This is a genomic window from Bordetella genomosp. 8, assembly GCF_002119685.1.
In the GTDB taxonomy this organism is placed as follows: Bacteria; Pseudomonadota; Gammaproteobacteria; order Burkholderiales; family Burkholderiaceae_B; genus Bordetella_C.
The window spans coordinates 2,184,675-2,201,294 of record NZ_CP021108.1 but is presented as its reverse complement, the minus strand read 5'-3'; the positions used below and the strand labels follow the sequence as shown (position 1 = coordinate 2,201,294).

Here is a 16,620-nt window from a genome sequence, read left to right as displayed (position 1 = left end):
GACATACCGTGGAACACCGAGAAGTCGTCATCATCGGAGCCGGTCCCGCTGGCGCAGTCGCCGCGGGGCTGCTGCGTCGCCATGGGCACGACGTGCTGGTGCTGGAACGCCAGCGCTTTCCGCGCTTTTCCATCGGCGAAAGCCTGCTGGCGCACTGCATCGAATTCATCGACGAAGCCGGCATGCTGCCAGCGGTGCGCGCCGCCGGCTTCCAGGAAAAGAATGGCGCCGCCTTCGCCTGGGACGACCGCTACACGGCCTTCGATTTCCGCGACAAATTCTCCCCCGGCCCGGGTACCACCTTCCAGGTGCTGCGCTCGCGCTTCGACCAGATCCTGGCGGACGAAGCGGCGCGCCTGGGCGCTGACGTGCAATACGAACAGGAAGTCGTGGCGGCGGATTTCTCCGGCGCCGGGCCGGACGGCCAGTCGCTGCTGTCGGTGCGCGCGGCCGGCGTGGCGGATGCGCCCGTGCGACAGATCGCGGCGCGTTTCGTCCTGGACGCCAGCGGCTATGGCCGCGTCCTGGCGCGGCTGCTGGATCTGGAGCGTCCCAGCAACCTGCCGCCGCGCAAGGCCTTGTTCACGCACATCGAGGACCGCATCGACGATGCCGGCTTCGATCGCCAGAAAATCCTGATCAGCGTGCATCCGGACCAGCCCGGCATATGGTTCTGGACCATCCCGTTTTCCAACGGCCGCTGCTCGCTGGGCGTGGTGGGCGGCGCCGAGCTGATTGGCGAAGCCGCCGATCCCATGGCGCGGCTGCGCGAGCTGGTCGATGGCGCGCCCAACCTGAAACGCCTGCTGGCCCATGCCGTGTGGGACACACCCGCCAATACGATAGGCGGCTATTCCGCCAGCGTGACGTCGCTGCACGGGCCGGGTTTCGCCCTGCTGGGCAATGCGGCCGAATTCCTCGACCCCGTGTTTTCGTCCGGGGTGACCATCGCGCTGCATTCGTCCAAGCTGGCTGCCGACGCCTTGCATCGGCAGCTGGGCGGCGCGGCGGTCGACTGGCAGCGCGAGTTCGCCGATCCCTTGATGGTGGGCGTCGAAACCTTCCGCACCTATGTGGAAGGCTGGTACACGGGTGCCTTCCGCGACGTGGTGTTCTACGAACGCGCGCAGCCGGACATCCGCCGCATGATCGCTTCCATCCTGGCGGGCTATGCCTGGGACAGGAACAATCCCTTTGTTGCCGAGCATGCGCGCCGCCTGCGCACGCTGGCGGAAATCTGCCGCTCATGACGCTATTCCAGACTTCTCGCCGCCGCCTGCACACCGCCTTATCCGTCCTGGCGCTGCTGTGGCTCGCGGGCTGTGCCGGCGTGCCGCCCACCCCGGTGAGCCAGGCCGAACTCGGCCTGCCCCGCCGCGCCCACGTCAGTTTGAAAACCCCCGGCCAGGCGCGGCAGGACGCCCTGCTGGTCGTGCAGGCGGAAGGACCCAATGCCACGCGGTGGTCGATGTTCGATCCGCTGGGCATGCCCATGGCGCGGCAGATCCTGCAGGACGGCAAGTGGCGCAACGATGGCTTCATGCGCCCCAATGCGCAGGCCAGCGAGCTGTTCTCCGCCATCCTGTTCGCCTGGACGCCGCAGGCCTCGCTGGCATCCGCCTATGCCGGCAAAACCTGGCGCCAGGGCGCCACCGCCGACGGCGGCCGCGAACGCGTCATGGAAGACGATTGCAACGTGCGCTGGCGCGTGGTGTGGCCCGCCGGCGGACCCGCCGACACCTTCGCGATCACAACCGGAGGCGGCACGACATGGCGGGTGGAACCGCTGAAGGACGCGCCATGACGGCGTGGCTGGGATCGCCCGGTATCGTCTGCGCGCTGGGCCGCGGCATCGACGCGGTGGCCGCCGCGGCGCTGCGTGGCGACAGCGCCGGCATGCAGGCGCAGGACGGCTGGATTGCCGGACGCCGCATCGTGCTCGGCGTCGCGCAAGCCGATCTGCCCGCGCTGCCGCCGGACATGCCGCCTCATTACGACAGCCGCAACAACCGCCTCCTGCTGGATGCGGCCCTGCAGATCGAAACCGCGCTGCGCGCGGCGATCGCCGAGTTCGGCGCCTCGCGCGTGGGCATCGTGCTGGGCACCAGCACCTCCGGCGTGAACGAGAACGCGCACGCGTATCGGGTGCTGGATCGCACCGGCGCATGGCCGCCCGAATACGACTATCGCCGCCAGGCGCTGGCCTCGCCCGCCGCATTCCTGGCGGACTGGCTGGACCTGGCTGGGCCAGCCTATACCCTGTCGACGGCCTGCACATCCAGCGCGCGGGCACTGCTGACCGCCAAGCGCCTGTTGGCGCGCGGGGCTTGCGACGCGGTGATCTGCGGCGGCGTGGACTCGCTGTGCCCGCTGACGATCAACGGCTTCGCGGCCCTGGAAGCCCTGTCGCAGGGCATCTGCAATCCCTTTTCCGCGCACCGCGACGGCATCAACATCGGTGAAGGCGCGGCCTTGTTCCTGATGCGGCGGCAGCGGCCCGACGGCCCGGCCGTGGCCCTGCTGGGCGGCGGCGCCAGTTCCGATGCCTGGCATATGTCGGCGCCGGATCCCACCGGCGCGGGCGCGGCGCAAGCCATGCAAGCCGCCCTGGCCGATGCCGGCCTGGACCCTGTCGACATCGGCTGGCTCAACCTGCACGGCACGGCCACGCAGCACAATGACGCGATGGAAAGCAAGGCGGTCGCCGCGGTGTTCCCGCAAGGCGTTGCCTGCGCATCGACCAAGCCCCTGACCGGCCATACCCTGGCCGCCGCCGGCGCGATCGAAGCCGCGCTGTGCTGGGCCGTCGTCGCCGACGACAGCCTGGCCGGACGCCTGCCGTCGCAATGCTGGGACGGCGTCGCCGACCCCGCCCTGCCGGCGCTGGACCTGACCGCGCCCGGGCGGCGGTTGCCGGCGGACAAGCCACGCACGGTGATGAGCAACTCCTTCGCCTTCGGCGGCAGCAATGCCAGCCTGGTCCTGGGAGCCGGCACATGAGCGCCTGCCCCTGGCCCGTGGCGCAGCTCGTGCCCCATTCGGGCGACGCCATCCTGCTCGACGCCGTGGACGACTGGGATGCGGAAACCCTGCACGCCACCGCCGTCGTCCGGCCAGACGGCCTTTACAGCAGTCCCGACGGCAGCCTGCCACCCTGGATGGGCCTGGAAATCATGGCGCAGGCCGTGGGTGCCTGGGCGGGCTGCCAGGCGCGCAGCCAGGGCGAACAGGTCGGCCTGGGTTTTCTGCTGGGCACCCGCCGCTATGAATGCCACGTGGATTGCTTCGCGGCCGGCATGCGGCTATCGGTCCGCGTCGCGCAATCCCTGCACGACGCCACCGGCATGGGTGTATTCGAATGCGAGCTGCGCCGCGGCGACGATTTGCTGGCGCAGGCCAGGCTGAACCTCTATCGTCCCGCCGACGCCAGCGCCTACACCCGCGAGGCCGAGCCCTCTCCTTCATCCGCACACCGCACCACCTCGCCATGACAGACCCCGCACCCGTAAACGTCCCGGAACCGAACGCCGTGGACGGCAAGGCCCTGACGGTACTCGTCACCGGATCCAGCCGCGGCATCGGCCGCGCCATCGCGCTGACCCTGGCTCGCGCGGGCTACACCCCCATCATCCATTGCCGCGCGCGACGCGATGAAGCCGATGCCGTGCGCGACGCCGCGCGCGAACTCGGCCAGCCCGCCCGCGTGCTGCAATTCGATGTGCGCGACCGCGCCGCCGCCGCGGACGCGCTCAATGCCGACATGGACGCGCACGGCGCCTACTACGGCGTCGTGCTCAATGCCGGCCTGACGCGCGACGGCGCCTTCCCGGCACTCAGCGGCGACGATTGGGACGACGTCCTGCGCACCAACCTGGACGGCTTCTACAACGTCATGCATCCGGTAGTCATGCCCATGATCCGCCGCCGCGCGCCGGGCCGCATTGTGTGCCTGACATCGGTGTCCGGCATCATCGGCAACCGCGGCCAGGTCAACTACAGCGCTTCCAAGGCCGGCCTGATCGGCGCGGCCAAGGCCCTGGCCGTGGAGCTGGCCAAGCGGCGCATCACCGTCAATTGCGTGGCGCCGGGCCTGATCGATACCGACATGATCGATGACGGCGTCCCCGTCGATGAAATCCTCAAGGCGGTGCCAGCCGCCCGCGTCGGCACGCCCGACGAAGTCGCCGCCGCGGTGGCGTTTTTCCTGTCGCCGGCCGCGGCCTACATCACCCGGCAGGTCCTGGGCGTGAACGGAGGTCTCTGCTGATGAAGCGCGTGGTCGTCACCGGCATGGCCGGCATCTGTGCACTGGGCAACGATTGGCCGGCCGTGCGCACGGCCTTCGAGGCTGGCCGCAACGCCATCCAGTACATGCCCGAATGGGAGCGCTATGCGGAAATGGGCACGCGGCTGGCCGGCCCCGTGCATGGTTTCGCGCCGCCCGCGCACTGGACGCGCAAGCAGTTGCGCAGCATGGGCCGGGTGTCGCAGCTGTCGGTGCGCAGCGCCGAAATGGCGCTGGCCGACGCCGGCCTGCTGGACGATCCCGCCATCGCCGACGGCCGCATGGGCGTGGCTTGCGGCTCGTCCACCGGCAGCACGGCCGAAATCAAGGCCTTCGGCAATATGCTGCTGAATGGCGTCACCGACGACCTGAGCGCCAACTCCTACGTGCGCATGATGCCGCACACCACCGCGGCCAATATCGGCATCTTCTTCGGCCTAAAGGGCCGCATCATTCCCACGTCCAGCGCCTGCACCTCGGGCAGCCAGGGCATCGGCTACGCCTACGAAGCCATCCGCTATGGACGCCAGGCGCTCATGCTGGCCGGCGGCGCGGAAGAACTCTGCCCCAGCGAAGCCCTGGTCTTCGACGCGCTGTACGCGACCAGCCAGCGCAACGACGCGCCCGAGCGCTCGCCGCGTCCCTACGACAGCGCGCGCGACGGCCTGGTCGTCGGCGAAGGCGCCGGCATGCTGGTGCTGGAAGACCTGGACCACGCGCAGGCACGCGGCGCCCGCATCCATGCCGAAATCGTCGGCTTCGGGTGCAACTCGGACGGCACCCACATCACACGGCCGGAAGCCGCCACCATGCAGGTGGCCATGGAAATGGCGCTACGCGACGCCGACCTGGCGCCGTCCGCGATCGGCTACGTGAACGGGCACGGCACCGCCACCGAGCAGGGCGACATCGCCGAAACCCTGGCCACCCAGGCGGTCTTCGGCACGGATATCGCCATCAGCTCGCAGAAAAGCTATCTGGGACACACCCTGGGCGCCTGCGGGGCGCTGGAGTCCTGGTTCAGCATCGAGATGATGAATAGCGACTGGTATGCGCCTACGCTCAACCTGGAACACGTGGACCCGCGCTGCGGCACGCTGGACTACCTGCGCGACCAGGGCCGGACGCTGTCCAACGAATATGTGATGAACAACAACTTCGCCTTCGGCGGGATCAACACGTCGCTGATCTTCCGCCGCTGGCGCTAACGTTTTTCCAACCGCAAAGGAGCTTTGCCGATGTCCCCGAGCCTGAAATCCCTGGCATGCCTGGCCCTGGCCCTGGCCTGCGCGCCCGCCGCACACGCCGCCGACCGCACGGTCATGCAGTCGTTCCAGGAAGCAGTGAAGAACGCCACCGACGGCGGCAAACTCGATGGCAGCGTGAAGTTCTACCTGGCCGGCACCGGCCCGTCCGGCAAGGTGCTGGAAGCCAATGTCGTCACCAACCGCAAGACCAACGCCTTCGGCAAGAGCGACGAAAAGGCCTGCGACTGGGCCGCGCAATCCGCCCTGGTCTCGCTGCAGGAAGCCGCCAAGAAAGCCGGCGCCAATGCGGTGATCAACATCGTCAGCTACTACAAGAAAGAGGTGAACCGCGATCCGGCGAAGTACGAATGCCATGCCGGCGCGGTGATCGCGGGCGTCGCGCTGAAGGGCGACCTGGCGACGGTCAAGTAAACGGGGTCGCGCGCGGGCGGCGTGCGCGACCGTTCATAATACGGATGTCGCGCCGCGCCCTGCGTCACCCGCCCCGGGGCGCGGCGCCCCATCACGATTCCAGCTAGCACGAGGTTCCACCATGAGCACTTCCTCGCTCAAAGACAATCTGGCCGCCGCCATCAAGGACGCCATGCGCGCCAAGGACACGGCACGGCTGGGCACGCTGCGCTTCCTGTCCGCCGCGGTCAAGCAGAAAGAAGTCGACGAACGCCGCGAACTGAGCGACGCCGAAGTCACCGCCATCGTCGAAAAGCAGGTCAAGCAGCGGCGCGAATCCATCGCCGCCTTCGAACAGGCGGGCCGCACCGAAACCGCGGAACAGGAAAAGGCCGAACTGGCTGTGCTGCAGGAATTCCTGCCACAGGCCGCCACGCAGGCCGAAATCGACGCGGCGATCGCCGCCGCCATGGAAGACGTCCACAAGCAGGGCGTGACGGGCCCGGCCGCCATGGGCAAAATCATGGCCATCCTGAAGCCCGCCCTGGCCGGCAAGGCCGACATGTCCGCCGTATCGCAACAGGTCAAGAGCCGCCTGGCCTGACCCCGCCGCGGCGGTAAACCGGCTTGCTGCCCCAAGAGGGCTTTTTTGCCTTGGGGCGCCCCGGCGGAAAAAACAGGTGCTCCCAAACCGGGGATGCCACGGATCCGGCTCCGCCGGTCCGTAGGCATCGCCCCCTTGAGGGGGAAGCGCGCAGCGCTTCGGGGGTGGGGCTACCCCCCCCCCCGCGCAGCGCTTCGGGGGGTGGGACTATCACCCGAACAGCTCCACCTGCCGCGCGATGTCCTCGCCGTCGGGAAAGTTGCTCATCCCTACCCCCACCAGCCGGTAGAGCGTCGAAGCCGGCAGTTCCACGCGCCCGCGCAATTGCCTGGCCATCTCGGCCAGCGCCTGCGCCGACGCCGGCGGGCCCGGCAGCGTATGGCTGCGGGTCAGCAGCCGGAAACGATCCGTCTTCAGCTTCAGGGTGATCGTGCGCCCGATGCCGCGCTTGCGGGCAGCCTGCTCCCATACGCGCTCGGCCAGCCGGCCGATGGCTTCGCCCAATTCGTCCAGGCGCAGGTCGGTTTCGAAGGTCGTCTCGGCGCTCACCTGCTGCGCTACCTGGTCCGCCTCCACCACGCGATCGTCCATGCCATGGGCCAGCTCATGCAGGCGGCGGCCATAGCGGCCGAAGTGGTACTCGAGCTCATCCACAGGCCGCAGTTCCAGGTCGCCCACCGTCAGGATGCCGAGCTCTTCCATCTTCGCCTGGGTCACCTTGCCCACCCCGGGCACCTTGCGCACCGGCAGCGGCCGCAGGAAGGCCATGACATCGCGCGGCCGCACCACGAAAATGCCGTCCGGCTTGTTCCAATCCGAGGCGATCTTGGCCAGGAATTTGTTGGGCGCCACGCCGGCCGACGCCGTCAAGCCGGTTTCCTCGCGGATCTGGCGCCGTATGATCTGCGCGACCTCGGTGGCCGAAGGCAGCGACAGTTTGTTGGACGTGACGTCCAGATAGGCCTCGTCCAGCGACAGAGGTTCGACCATGTCCGTGTGGCGAACGAATATCTCGCGCACCTGGCGGGAGACGTCGCGATACCGCGTAAAATCCGGCGCGACGTATATCGCCTGCGGACACAGGCGCAGCGCCCGCGCCACCGACATCGCCGAATGCACGCCGAAGCGGCGCGCCTCGTACGACGCCGCGCACACCACCGAACGCGGCCCCTTCCAGGCCACCACGACGGGCAGGCCGCGCAGCGTGGGATCGTCGCGCTGTTCGACCGACGCGTAGAAAGCGTCCATGTCGATGTGTACGATTTTCCGCATGGTGATGATCAACGACGAACCGACGGCTTATGGAAACGAAGCACCGCGACAACCCGAGCACCGGCACCGACTACTTCGGCGCCCACATCCCGCTGATGGAATACCTGGGGCTGCTGCCCGATCATATCGAACCCGGCCTGGCGCGCACCCGCCTGCCCTGGCGCGTGCAGCTTACCAATAGCCGCGGCGACGTGCACGGCGGCACCTTGATGAGCGTACTGGATTTCACGCTCAGCGCTGCCGCCCGCGCCGACCTGGAGGCCGGCGTCAGCATGGCCACCATAGATATGACGACCAGTTTCTTCTCGCCCGCCAACGGCGACCTGGTCATCGAGGCGCGCTGCCTGAAACGCGGCCGCTCCATTGCGTTCTGCGAAGGCGAGATCCGCAATGCCGGCGGCGAGGTGGTCTGCAAGGCTTCCGGCACCTTCCGTATCGTCCGCCCCAAGCCCGACGCCGCGCAGCCTGCCCGGGTGGGAACGGACTAGCGGGCCGGCTTGCTCTTCACCGTGGAATCGGTCGGCATGTAGGACGTGCAGGCCGGGATCTGGAACTGGATGGCGTCGCGCATCGCGATCACGGCGTCGGCGTTCCAGATGCTCTCGCCCCACATTTCGATGTGCACGTCGGTATTGCGATCGTCGATGGCGGCCAGGTTGACCAGGGCGATATTGTTGTCCGTAAACGGTGCCAGCACCTTTACCTGGCCCTTGCGGCCGACGGTATCCAGATTGCCCACCACCCGATAGGCCGACTTGCCGGTCAGGCATTGCTCGGCCTGGGCCTTGGCAATGTTGTAGGCTGACTGGTAGTTGACCGCGATCTTGTAATCGCCGGACGGCGATACGCGCCCGGGCGCGATGCCGAACGTGCATCCGGCCAGGCCGAAGGCCAGCATGGCGGCCGCGGCATATATCCTGAACATAGGTCCTCCGATCAAGGAGGCGCAATTATCCCTCATCCGGCGCGGCACGGGTGGCGGAACGCCCCGTTCGACATGCCCCCGCGTCGCGTGGCATCATCGAACGCACTGCGCGCACACCGCGCCACCGGACCACACGGCGACTCAAAAGGAGACCGCATTGTTCAAATTCATGACGCGCACCCTGCTGGCAGCGACCCTGATCGGCGCCACGCCCGGCGCGCCGGCCGCGGCACCGCGGCAGTACCCCCTGAAGGATTTCTTCCGCAACCCCGACCGCGGCTATTTCCGCCTTTCCGACGACGGCAGCATGATCGCCTTCATGCGCCCGGTCAGCGTGGAAGGCCAGCCGCCGCGCATGAACATCTTCGTCCAGTCGTTGCAAGGCGCCACGCCGGTCGGCGAGCCGCGCAAGATCACCAGCGAAACGGCGCGCGACATCGGCAGCTATGTATGGAAGGGCTCGGACACCATCCTCTACGCCAAGGATTTCGGCGGCGACGAGAATTTCCACGTCCTGGCGGTCAACGTGCACGACGGCAAGGTCGTCGACCTGACCCCGTTCGAGCAGGTGCGCGCCGGCATCGCGGACGACCTGGAAGACGATCCCGAGCACATCCTGATCAACCACAACCAGCGCGACCCGCAGGTCTTCGACGTCTACCGCGTCAACGTCCATACCGGTGCATCGGTGCGCGTGGCGCAAAATCCCGGCAACGTGGTCGGCTGGCAAACCGACCACGCCGGCAAAGTGCGCGCCGCGATCACCAGCGACGGCCTGAATACGACGCTGCTGTACCGCGACGACGAAGAGCAGCCCTTCCGCCCCTTGATCACCACCGACTACCGCACGACGGTCAGCCCGGTGCTGTTCACCTTCGACGACAAACAGCTCTATGCGCTGAGCAACCGCGGACGCGACACGCTGGCGCTGGTGCGCATCGATCCCGCCCAGCCCGACGCGGAGGAAATGCTGTTCGATCCGCGCAAGGCGGACCTGGGCGGCATCGGCTATTCGCGCCGCCGCAAGGTGCTGACGGTGGCGACCTACGAGACCGACAAGCCGCAGCGCAAGTTCTTCGATATGCAGATCGAAGCCATCTACCGCAAGCTGGGCGACCGCCTGCAAGGCTATGAATTCGCGCTGCAGGGCGAAACCCGCGCCGAGGACAAATTCATCGTCGCGGCGTACAACGACCGCACGCCGGGCTCGCGCTACGTCTACGACGTCAAGAGCGACACGCTGGTCAAGCTGGCCGACATCAATCCCGCCCTGCCGGAAGCCGACATGGCGCCGGTCCAACCCATCACCTACCAGAGCCGCGACGGCCTGACGCTGCACGGATACCTGACCCTGCCCGTGGGCCGCGAACCGCGCGGCCTGCCCATCATCGTTAATCCCCATGGCGGCCCGTGGGCGCGCGACAGCTGGGGCTATAACGCGGAAGCCCAGTTCCTGGCGAACCGGGGCTTCGGCGTGTTGCAGATCAACTTCCGCGGCTCCACGGGCTACGGACGCAAGTTCTGGGAAGCCAGCTTCGGACAATGGGGCCTGGCGATGCAGGATGACATCACCGACGGCGTGCAGTGGCTGATTTCGCAAGGCATCGCCGATCCCAAGCGCATCGGCATCTACGGCGGCAGCTATGGCGGCTACGCGACGCTGGCGGGCATCACCTTCACGCCCGACCTGTACGCGGCGGCGGTCGACTACGTCGGGGTGTCCAACCTGTTTACGTTCATGAACACGATTCCGCCCTACTGGAAGCCGCTGCTGGCAAAAATGTACGACATGGTCGGCAATCCGGAAAAGGACAAGGAGCGTCTTCAGGCCACGTCACCGGCCCTGCACGTCGACCGGATCAAGACGCCGCTGTTCATCGCGCAGGGCGCCAAGGACCCGCGCGTGAACAAGGCGGAAAGCGACCAGGTCGTCGAGGCCCTGCGCGCGCGCGGCGTCGAAGTGGAATACATGGTCAAGGAAAACGAAGGCCACGGCTTCCACAACGACGAGAACAAGTTCGAGTTCTACGAAGCCATGGAAAAATTCTTCGTACAGCACCTCAAGCCTTGATCCCGCACGTCACGCCTTGAGCGCGGCGGTCAGGCCTTGGCGGGCCGGCCGCCGCGTTCCATGTCCGGCAGGAATATCGCCATCATCCCCAGGAAGGGCAGGAACGAGCACAGCTTGTAGACGTAGGCGATGCTGGTCAGGTCCGCGATATGGCCCAGCACCGCGGCGCCCACGCCGCCCATGCCGAAGGCAAAGCCGAAGAACAGGCCGGCGATGGTCCCCACCTTGCCCGGCACCAGTTCCTGGGCGTACACCACGATGGCGGCGAACGCCGACGCCAGGATCAAGCCGATGATGGCAACCAGCACGCCCGTCCAGAACAGATTCGCATACGGCAGCGCCAGCGTGAACGGCGTGACGCCCAGGATCGACGTCCATATGACCGCCTTGCGGCCGACGCGATCGCCGATCGGCCCGCCCGCCACCGTACCCACCGCCACGGCCGCCAGGAAGATGAACAGGTACAGCTGCGCAGAACGCACCGGCAGCGCGAACTTGTCCATCAGGTAGAAGGTGAAGTAGCTGTTCAGGCTCGCCAGGTAGAAGTACTTGGAGAAAATCAGCACCGCCAGCACGCCCAGCGTGAGCCCCACGCGCTTGCGGCTAAGCGGCGCCGGGCCGCCCGCCGCGCGCGCCTTGGGCTTGAGGCGCCAGCGGTTGCCGCCATACCAGCGACCGACGCCGATCAGGACCAGCATGCCGAACAAGGCCGCCAGGGAGAACCACGCCACGCTGCCCTGCCCGTGCGGGATGATGACCAGGGCAGCCAGCAGCGGGCCCAACGCGGAACCCACGTTGCCGCCGACCTGGAACAGCGACTGGGCCAGTCCGTGCCGCCCGCCCGACGCCATCCGCGCCACGCGCGAAGACTCAGGGTGGAACACCGACGACCCGGTCCCCACCAGGATCGCCGCCAGCAGGATATAGGGATACGACGGCGCGACCGACAACAGCAGCAGGCCCACCAGCGTGAAACCCATGCCCACCGGCAGCGAATACGGCAAGGGCCGCTTGTCGGTGTACAGGCCCACGCAGGGCTGCAGCAGCGACGCGGCGATCTGATAGGTCAGCGTGATGAAGCCGATCTGGCTGAAGCTCAGCGAGAACGAGTCCTTCAGCATCGGATAGATGGCCAACAGGATCGACTGGATCATGTCGTTCATCAGATGCGCCACGCTGATCGCGCCCAGCACCTTGAATGCGGTGGACGTCTGGGGCGTAGGCATGGGCGCGGCCTGGGTCGCGGCAGCGGGAACCGTTGCGGTATTCGGCAAGGGAGCGTTCATGGCCAGCAAAAGTGTTGATTAAGGGGTAACCCGAAGTGTAATAAGTCATGCGACCGGCGGGGTGACAATCATCGTCGTTTAAGTGACACTGGAGGCTGATCTTCCCGGTCCAGCCCATGTCATGCCCGCCCATCCTCCCGCCGCCTACCCCACGCGCAGTATCGATGCCGACGATTACCAGGGCGTCCCGCGCGCCGTCACTGCCATGGCCAAGGAATTCACCGCGGGCGCCAGCACCGGGCCGCACCAGCATCCGCGCGGGCAGTTGCTCTACGCCGTGGAAGGCGTCATGCGCGTCACCACGGCGCAGGGCATGTGGGCGCTGCCGTCCCTGCGCGCGTTCTGGGTGCCGGCCGGCATCGACCACCAGGTGGAGATGGTCAGCCCGGTATCCATGCGCACCCTGTACGTCGCCCCCGAGCCCGCCCGCGCCCTTTGGCCGGAATGCTGCGTGATCGAAGTCAGCGGCCTGCTGCGCGAGCTGATCCTGGCACTGATGTCGCTGCCCATCGAATATCCCATGGCCGGGCGCGCCGGACAGATCGCGGCCCTGACGCTGGCCGAACTGGCGGAAGCCAAGGTCCTTCCCATCCACATTCCCTGGCCCGCGGACCGGCGCCTGCAGGCGGTATGCCGCGCGATCCTGGCCCAGCCCGGGCTGGATCGCACCATCGAGGAATGGGGCCAGGAAGTCGGCGCCAGCGGCCGCACGCTGATCCGCCTGTTCCAGGCCGAACTCGGCCTGAACTACCGGCAATGGGTGCAGCAGGTGCGGCTGGCGGACGCGGTCGGACGCCTGTCGTTGGGACAGCCCGTGGCGCGCATCGCCGCCGAGCTGGGCTACCGCAGTCCCAGCGCCTTCGCCGCCATGTTTCGCCGGGCGATGGGCACCACGCCCAACACTTATTTGAACCAGCCTGTTTCAGGCTGAAGTCAGATTGCAGGCGCTGCCTGCCGGCTTCGACCGCCATACCGCCCTGCTCCGTCCCCCGTACACGCCCGCCCCGGCCCGGCCTGCGATAATGCACGTTGTTGAAACCTTCACCGATTGGGCCGGGTCTATGCAGCTCTGCCCCAGTTTCGCCAGCGAATGACCAACCACCCGCAATCCAAGCAAGCCCAACCACAGACCAAAGCGGGCTTCAGTCTGTCCCGGCTCGCCATCAAGGCGGGCATCGTCGTTGCCGGCCTGGGCGCGTGCGGCCTGATCGCTTTGTGCCTCGCGGTGGCGCTGGCCTGGCCCAGCCTGCCCGACCTGCACGCGATGACGGACTACCGGCCACGCATCCCGCTGCGCGTCTACACCGCCGACAATGTCCTGATCGGCGAGTTCGGCGAAGAGCACCGCAACGTGCTGCGTTTCGATGAAATCCCCGACGTGATGAAGCACGCCGTGCTGTCCGCCGAAGACGACCGCTTCTACCAGCATGGCGGCGTGGACTGGACCGGCGTGTTCCGCGCGATGGCCACCAACGCGCTCAGCATGTCGAAGTCGCAAGGCGCCAGCACCATCACCATGCAGGTGGCGCGCAACTTCTACCTGTCTTCCGAAAAGACCTATACGCGCAAGCTGTACGAACTGCTGCTCACTTTCAAGATCGAGTCCGCGTTGACCAAGGACCAGATCCTGGAGCTGTACATGAACCAGATCTACCTGGGGCATCGCGCGTACGGTTTCGCGGCAGCGGCCCGCACGTATTTCGGCAAGCCGCTGGCCGATGTGACCCCGGCCGAAGCCGCCATCCTGGCCGGGATACCCAAGGCGCCGTCGCGCTACAACCCGATCACCAACCTGCAGCGCGCGCAGATCCGCCAGCACTACGTGCTGGGCCGCATGCGCGTGCTCGGTTATCTGACCGACGAGCAGTACCAGACCGCCATGGCGCAGCCTCTGACGATACGCGGCACGACGGATACGGGCGCCAACGCCTTCCGCGTGCATGGCGAGTATCCCGCCGAACTGGCGCGGCAGCTGATGTACGGAATGTTCGGCGACGAGACCTATTCGCGCGGCCTGAACGTCTACACCACGATCAACTCCAAGGACCAGGAAGCCGCCTACCAGGCGGTGCGCGCCAGCATCCTGGACTACACGCGCCGCGCCCGCTACCCCGGTCCCGAAGACCAGATCGACCTGCCCGACGACATCGAAAAGGATCCGCAGGCGCTGGACGACCTGATCGATGGCCTGCAGGACAAGTATCCCGACAGCGGCGACATGTACATGGGCGTCGTGCTGGCCGCCAGCCCGACGTCGGTCACGGTGGCGCGCGGGTCGCACGACATCATCACCATCGACGACAAGAAAGCCTTGTCCGTCGTCGCGCGCGCCCTGAACCCCAAGGCCAAGGACGACGAACGCCTGCGCCGCGGATCGGTAGTGTACGTGCACAAGAACGGCGACAGCTGGGAAGTCCTGAACATGCCCACGCTGCAGGGCGCCCTGGTGTCGGAAGTGCCGGACGACGGCGCCATCCGCGCCATGATCGGCGGCTTCGATTTCTATCGCGGCAACTTCAACCGCGCCGTCCAGGCGTGGCGCCAGCCCGGGTCCAATATCAAGCCCTTCATCTATTCCGCGGCGCTCGAGCGTGGACTGACGCCGGCCACGCAAATATCCGACATGCCGTTTGCGCTGACCGCGGAACAGACCGGTTCCAAGGCCTGGAATCCGAAGAACGACGGCAACGCCTATGAGCCCATGCTGACGATGCGGCAGGCGCTGTACAAGTCCAAGAACATGGTCTCCATCCGTATCCTGCAGGCGATCACGCCCGCGTACGGACAGGAGTTCCTGACGCGGTTCGGTTTCGAAAAGAACCGCTGGCCCGCGGTGCTGCCCATCGCGCTGGGCGCCGGCTCGGCAACGCCGCTGCAGGTCGCCAACGCCTACTCGGTCTGGGCCAATGGCGGCTATCGCGTAACGCCTTTCCTGATCGACAAGGTCACGGACGGCAGCGGCAAGGTGCTGATGCAATCGCAGCCGCAGCATGCGGGCGACGACGCCAACCGCGTGGTCGATCCGCGCGTGGCGTGGATCATGGACGACATGCTGCGCGGCGTGGCCACCTACGGCACGGCGGCGCGCGCGCGCCAGGTGCTGAAGCGCGACGACGTGGCCGGCAAGACCGGCACCACCAACGATTCGGTCGACGTATGGTTTTCGGGCTACACGCCCGCGCTGACCACGACGGTGTGGATGGGCTTCGACCAACCCAAGTCGCTAGGCTCCAACGAGTTCGGCGCCGGGCTGACGCTGTCGGCGTGGCTCCAGTACATGCAGACGGCGCTCAAGGGCATTCCGGTGGCGCCCAAGCGGCCGCTGCCCGACAACATCCTGACGGCCAACGGCGAATACTATCTGTCGGAATTCCCGCCGGGCCAGGCCGTGGCGTCACTGGACCTGCCCACGGAAGATCCCTTGGGCGATTTCCTGAACCGGGGCGGCACGGGCGGCGTGCCGATGATGAACAACGGGCAGCCCGCCACGCCGCCTTCCGGCAACCCGCCGGCGGGCGGCACGCCTGGCGGCTCGGCGTTCCCGCCCATCCCGGTCCCGCAGGCGGACAACGGCAGGCCGCCGCGGCCATCACCCGCGGTGGGCGCCCCCCAGGGCACGCAGGCCACGCCAATGGCGATCCCGCCGATTCCGGTGCCCCGCGTGGATGCGACGGGCGGCGCCGCGCTGCGGCCGGCTACCGCGATGGCGGTGCGCCCCTGAGGCGCACGGCGCGCTATCCGAACACCGCTTCCTTGACGGGCTCGCGCGGCGTGGTGCGCAAAGTGGCCAGATCGAGCAGTGTGAAGTAGCCGTCCGGCATCCAGCCCGCCGTATCGATGTGGTAGACATTGCCCAGTACGGTCGGCGCGGCCAACGGCGTATGCCCCACCACCACGGCGCGTATGCCGCGCACGCCTGACGCGTCGCCGCGCGCCAGCCTTTCGCGCGACCACTGGCAGATGCCGCGCGCACGCTTGTAGCGATCGCGCAGGTAACGCGCCAGCTTGCTCCAATCCCGCACCGGACAATCCGCGTGCACCATGCCGACCAGGCCATCCGCGGTTTCCACCTCGATCACCAGAGGCATCCTGGCGTAGGTTTCCGCGTGCGTGCGCTGGTCTTCCGGCGACAGCTCCAGGAACCAGCCACCGCCATTGACGCGCCAGTTCTCCGTATCGACCAGCCCTGTGCGCACGTAGCGCACGGCATAGTCCTCGTGATTGCCCTGCACGGCGTGAAACCACGGCTGCGCCAGCCAGCGCGGCGCTTCCTGGCATTCGGGCCCGCGGTCCGTGAGATCGCCCACCGAGAACAGGCGATCGCGCTCCGGATCGAACCGCACGGCATCCAGCGCCGCGCGCAAGCGCGAAAAGTGGCCGTGGATATCCCCCACGGCCCAGTCCCGGCCCAGCGTATTGCGCGCAAATCGTTCGACGTCGACAAGCATGAAGTTTCCGTACTGCTGAATGCACGTCGGCGGCGTCCGCCGCACGTGCCACTGCGTTCATCTTAAACGGC

General features: G+C 67.3%; 16 protein-coding genes. 12 read left to right on the top strand and 4 right to left on the bottom strand.

The features are described 5' to 3' along the window. Positions 1-8 precede the first annotated feature (8 nt). The 8 genes from CAL12_RS10155 to CAL12_RS10120 all read left to right on the top strand — a co-directional run bounded on the left by CAL12_RS10155 (position 9) and on the right by CAL12_RS10120 (position 6,547). Positions 9-1,250 carry an NAD(P)/FAD-dependent oxidoreductase gene (locus CAL12_RS10155; RefSeq protein ID WP_086064369.1) on the top strand — a complete coding sequence of 414 codons (1,242 nt, stop codon included), beginning with the start codon at positions 9-11 and terminating at the stop codon, positions 1,248-1,250. After that, positions 1,247-1,804 carry a hypothetical protein gene (locus tag CAL12_RS10150; protein WP_086064368.1) on the top strand — a complete coding sequence of 186 codons (558 nt, stop codon included), beginning with the start codon at positions 1,247-1,249 and terminating at the stop codon, positions 1,802-1,804. Before CAL12_RS10155 ends, CAL12_RS10150 begins: the two co-directional genes overlap by 4 nt. Continuing rightward, positions 1,801-3,000, top strand: coding sequence for a beta-ketoacyl-ACP synthase (locus tag CAL12_RS10145; RefSeq protein WP_086064367.1), 1,200 nt, complete (start codon positions 1,801-1,803; stop codon positions 2,998-3,000). The genes CAL12_RS10150 and CAL12_RS10145 overlap by 4 nt, the downstream gene beginning before the upstream one ends. Continuing rightward, positions 2,997-3,491, top strand: a complete 495-nt coding sequence (locus CAL12_RS10140; RefSeq protein WP_086064366.1) for an ApeP family dehydratase — start codon at positions 2,997-2,999, stop codon at positions 3,489-3,491. Before CAL12_RS10145 ends, CAL12_RS10140 begins: the two co-directional genes overlap by 4 nt. Beyond that, on the top strand, positions 3,488-4,267 hold the full coding sequence (fabG, locus tag CAL12_RS10135; RefSeq protein ID WP_086064365.1) for a 3-oxoacyl-ACP reductase FabG: 780 nt from the start codon (positions 3,488-3,490) through the stop codon (positions 4,265-4,267). Before CAL12_RS10140 ends, fabG begins: the two co-directional genes overlap by 4 nt. Further along, on the top strand, positions 4,267-5,493 hold the full coding sequence (locus CAL12_RS10130) for a beta-ketoacyl-ACP synthase (protein ID WP_086064364.1): 1,227 nt from the start codon (positions 4,267-4,269) through the stop codon (positions 5,491-5,493). The genes fabG and CAL12_RS10130 overlap by 1 nt, the downstream gene beginning before the upstream one ends. A 30-nt stretch (positions 5,494-5,523) precedes the next feature. After that, positions 5,524-5,964: an excinuclease gene (locus CAL12_RS10125; protein ID WP_086064363.1), complete on the top strand. Its 441-nt coding sequence runs from the start codon at positions 5,524-5,526 to the stop codon at positions 5,962-5,964. Between the two features lie 121 nt (positions 5,965-6,085). Next, positions 6,086-6,547, top strand: a complete 462-nt coding sequence (locus tag CAL12_RS10120) for a GatB/YqeY domain-containing protein (protein WP_086064362.1) — start codon at positions 6,086-6,088, stop codon at positions 6,545-6,547. 210 nt (positions 6,548-6,757) lie between these two features. On the opposite strand, the gene dinB is transcribed toward CAL12_RS10120, so the two are convergent. Further along, positions 6,758-7,819 (bottom strand): DNA polymerase IV, encoded by a 1,062-nt coding sequence (gene dinB, locus CAL12_RS10115; protein ID WP_086064361.1) that lies wholly within the window; start codon positions 7,817-7,819, stop codon positions 6,758-6,760. Between the two features lie 29 nt (positions 7,820-7,848). Between dinB and CAL12_RS10110 the strand changes: the two genes are divergently transcribed. Then, positions 7,849-8,307, top strand: coding sequence for a PaaI family thioesterase (locus CAL12_RS10110; protein WP_157792947.1), 459 nt, complete (start codon positions 7,849-7,851; stop codon positions 8,305-8,307). On the opposite strand, the gene CAL12_RS10105 is transcribed toward CAL12_RS10110, so the two are convergent. Continuing rightward, positions 8,304-8,744, bottom strand: coding sequence for a BPTD_2524 family lipoprotein (locus CAL12_RS10105; protein WP_086064360.1), 441 nt, complete (start codon positions 8,742-8,744; stop codon positions 8,304-8,306). The genes CAL12_RS10110 and CAL12_RS10105 overlap by 4 nt on opposite strands. 169 nt (positions 8,745-8,913) lie before the next feature. Between CAL12_RS10105 and CAL12_RS10100 the strand changes: the two genes are divergently transcribed. Then, the gene (locus tag CAL12_RS10100) at positions 8,914-10,815 is read left to right on the top strand and encodes an alpha/beta hydrolase family protein (protein ID WP_420042789.1); all 1,902 of its coding nucleotides are present in this window, start codon (positions 8,914-8,916) and stop codon (positions 10,813-10,815) included. Between the two features lie 29 nt (positions 10,816-10,844). Here the strand turns inward: CAL12_RS10100 and CAL12_RS10095 are convergent, their stop codons facing one another. Then, positions 10,845-12,041 carry an MFS transporter gene (locus CAL12_RS10095; protein WP_198298418.1) on the bottom strand — a complete coding sequence of 399 codons (1,197 nt, stop codon included), beginning with the start codon at positions 12,039-12,041 and terminating at the stop codon, positions 10,845-10,847. A 181-nt stretch (positions 12,042-12,222) separates the two neighbouring features. Between CAL12_RS10095 and CAL12_RS10090 the strand changes: the two genes are divergently transcribed. Beyond that, positions 12,223-13,032 carry an AraC family transcriptional regulator gene (locus CAL12_RS10090; RefSeq protein WP_086064358.1) on the top strand — a complete coding sequence of 270 codons (810 nt, stop codon included), beginning with the start codon at positions 12,223-12,225 and terminating at the stop codon, positions 13,030-13,032. Positions 13,033-13,191: 159 nt separating this feature from the next. Further along, a complete protein-coding gene (locus CAL12_RS10085) occupies positions 13,192-15,822 on the top strand; it encodes a penicillin-binding protein 1A (protein WP_086064357.1) in 2,631 nt (876 codons plus the stop codon). A 13-nt stretch (positions 15,823-15,835) separates the two neighbouring features. On the opposite strand, the gene CAL12_RS10080 is transcribed toward CAL12_RS10085, so the two are convergent. Then, complete coding sequence (locus tag CAL12_RS10080) at positions 15,836-16,549, bottom strand: metallophosphoesterase (RefSeq protein ID WP_086064356.1); 714 nt, start codon at positions 16,547-16,549, stop codon at positions 15,836-15,838. Between the last annotated feature and the right edge of the window lie 71 nt (positions 16,550-16,620).

Excerpts from the sequence above, each read along its gene's own strand:
- CAL12_RS10150 (WP_086064368.1), top strand. The coding sequence starts at position 1,247 with ATGACGCTATTCCAGACTTCTCGCCGCCGCCTGCACACCGCCTTATCC.
- CAL12_RS10145 (WP_086064367.1), top strand. The coding sequence starts at position 1,801 with ATGACGGCGTGGCTGGGATCGCCCGGTATCGTCTGCGCGCTGGGCCGC.
- CAL12_RS10140 (WP_086064366.1), top strand. The coding sequence starts at position 2,997 with ATGAGCGCCTGCCCCTGGCCCGTGGCGCAGCTCGTGCCCCATTCGGGC.
- fabG (WP_086064365.1), top strand. The coding sequence starts at position 3,488 with ATGACAGACCCCGCACCCGTAAACGTCCCGGAACCGAACGCCGTGGAC.
- CAL12_RS10130 (WP_086064364.1), top strand. The coding sequence starts at position 4,267 with ATGAAGCGCGTGGTCGTCACCGGCATGGCCGGCATCTGTGCACTGGGC.
- CAL12_RS10125 (WP_086064363.1), top strand. The coding sequence starts at position 5,524 with ATGTCCCCGAGCCTGAAATCCCTGGCATGCCTGGCCCTGGCCCTGGCC.
- CAL12_RS10120 (WP_086064362.1), top strand. The coding sequence starts at position 6,086 with ATGAGCACTTCCTCGCTCAAAGACAATCTGGCCGCCGCCATCAAGGAC.
- dinB (WP_086064361.1), bottom strand. The coding sequence starts at position 7,819 with ATGCGGAAAATCGTACACATCGACATGGACGCTTTCTACGCGTCGGTC.
- CAL12_RS10110 (WP_157792947.1), top strand. The coding sequence starts at position 7,849 with ATGGAAACGAAGCACCGCGACAACCCGAGCACCGGCACCGACTACTTC.
- CAL12_RS10105 (WP_086064360.1), bottom strand. The coding sequence starts at position 8,744 with ATGTTCAGGATATATGCCGCGGCCGCCATGCTGGCCTTCGGCCTGGCC.
- CAL12_RS10100 (WP_420042789.1), top strand. The coding sequence starts at position 8,914 with ATGACGCGCACCCTGCTGGCAGCGACCCTGATCGGCGCCACGCCCGGC.
- CAL12_RS10095 (WP_198298418.1), bottom strand. The coding sequence starts at position 12,041 with ATGCCTACGCCCCAGACGTCCACCGCATTCAAGGTGCTGGGCGCGATC.
- CAL12_RS10090 (WP_086064358.1), top strand. The coding sequence starts at position 12,223 with ATGCCCGCCCATCCTCCCGCCGCCTACCCCACGCGCAGTATCGATGCC.
- CAL12_RS10085 (WP_086064357.1), top strand. The coding sequence starts at position 13,192 with ATGACCAACCACCCGCAATCCAAGCAAGCCCAACCACAGACCAAAGCG.
- CAL12_RS10080 (WP_086064356.1), bottom strand. The coding sequence starts at position 16,549 with ATGCTTGTCGACGTCGAACGATTTGCGCGCAATACGCTGGGCCGGGAC.